This window comes from Streptomyces sp. NPDC094143 (assembly GCF_040303825.1).
Taxonomy (GTDB): Bacteria; Actinomycetota; Actinomycetes; order Streptomycetales; family Streptomycetaceae; genus Streptomyces.
This window is the reverse complement of the sequence record NZ_JBEOTZ010000120.1, coordinates 1-1,211: the sequence shown is the minus strand read 5'-3', so window position 1 is coordinate 1,211 and position 1,211 is coordinate 1. Positions and strand designations below refer to the sequence as shown.

The following is a 1,211-nucleotide window of genomic DNA, read 5'->3' as shown; positions in this document are numbered from 1 at the left end:
ATGGGGGATATGAGCGAGGCGAGTGGGCCGGTGATGCCGGAGACGGTGGACAGCCCGGCGTTGCGGACACAGCCGACCAGTGCGGCGGCGAGGTGGTTGCTGCGTCACCGGGTGCAGCCGGTGGGACCGGCGGCGGGTGAGAGTCATGCCGAGCCGCATGCCTGGTGGAAGGTGATGTGCCTGACCGGCGTCGACTACTTCTCCAGCCTGGCTTACGTCCCGGCGATCGCGGCCCTGGCCGCGGGCGTGGTATCGCCTCTGGCGACTTTGTTGATCGTGGCCCTGACGCTGCTGGGGATGCTGCCGATGTACCGGCGGGTGGCCAGGCAGAGCCCGCACGGGGCGGGGTCGGTGGCGATGCTGGAGGATCTGCTGCCGTTCTGGTGGGGCAAGCTGTTCGTGCTGGTCCTGCTCGGCTTCGTGGCCACCTCGTGGATCATCACCATCACCCTCTCCACGGCAGACGCCTCCGTACACGTGGTCGAGAACCCGTTCTTCCCCGCTGCGCTGCACGGCCACGAGGTCGCTCTCACCGTGGCACTGCTGCTCATCCTCGGTGGCGTGTTCCTGCTCGGCTTCAGCGAAGCGGTCAAGGTGGCCATCCCGTTGGTGGCCGTCTTCCTCGTCCTCAATGCCGTCGTCATCGGCGTCGGAGTGGCGCACGTGCTCACCGACCCGCAGGCCTGGTCGGCATGGACCGGTGCCCTCACCGACCTGGGCGGCTTCGGTGATCTGGCGGGGCCGGCGCTGCTGGCTTTCCCCCTGCTGGTGCTGGGCCTGTCCGGCTTCGAGACGGGGGTGAGCATGATGCCGCTCGTGGCCGCCGACGGCGCCGACGACGAACAGCGGCTGCAGGCGCGCATCCACAACACCCGCAAGCTGCTCACCGCGGCCGCGCTCATCATGAGCGTCTACCTGCTCGCCGCAAGTTTCGTCACCACCGTCCTCATCCCCGAGGACGAGTTCGAGCCAGGAGGCGCCGCCAACGGCCGGGCACTGGCCTGGCTGGCGCACGAACACGTCGGTGAGGCGTTCGGCACCGTCTACGACATCAGCACCATCCTCATCCTGTGGTTCGCCGGTGCCTCCGCCATGGCGGGCCTGATCAACATCGTGCCCCGTTACCTGCCCGACTACGGCATGGCCCCCGAATGGGGACGCGCCGTACGACCGGTCGTCCTCGTCTACACCGCCCTGTGCATCCTGATCAC

1 protein-coding gene is annotated in these 1,211 nt (G+C 68.4%); it reads left to right on the top strand.

Translation table 11 applies throughout. The features are described 5' to 3' along the window. Window positions 1-33: 33 nt before the first annotated feature. On the top strand, window positions 34-1,211 hold a 1,178-nt coding region (locus ABTZ58_RS40055), incomplete at its 3' end, for an APC family permease (RefSeq protein WP_502996228.1).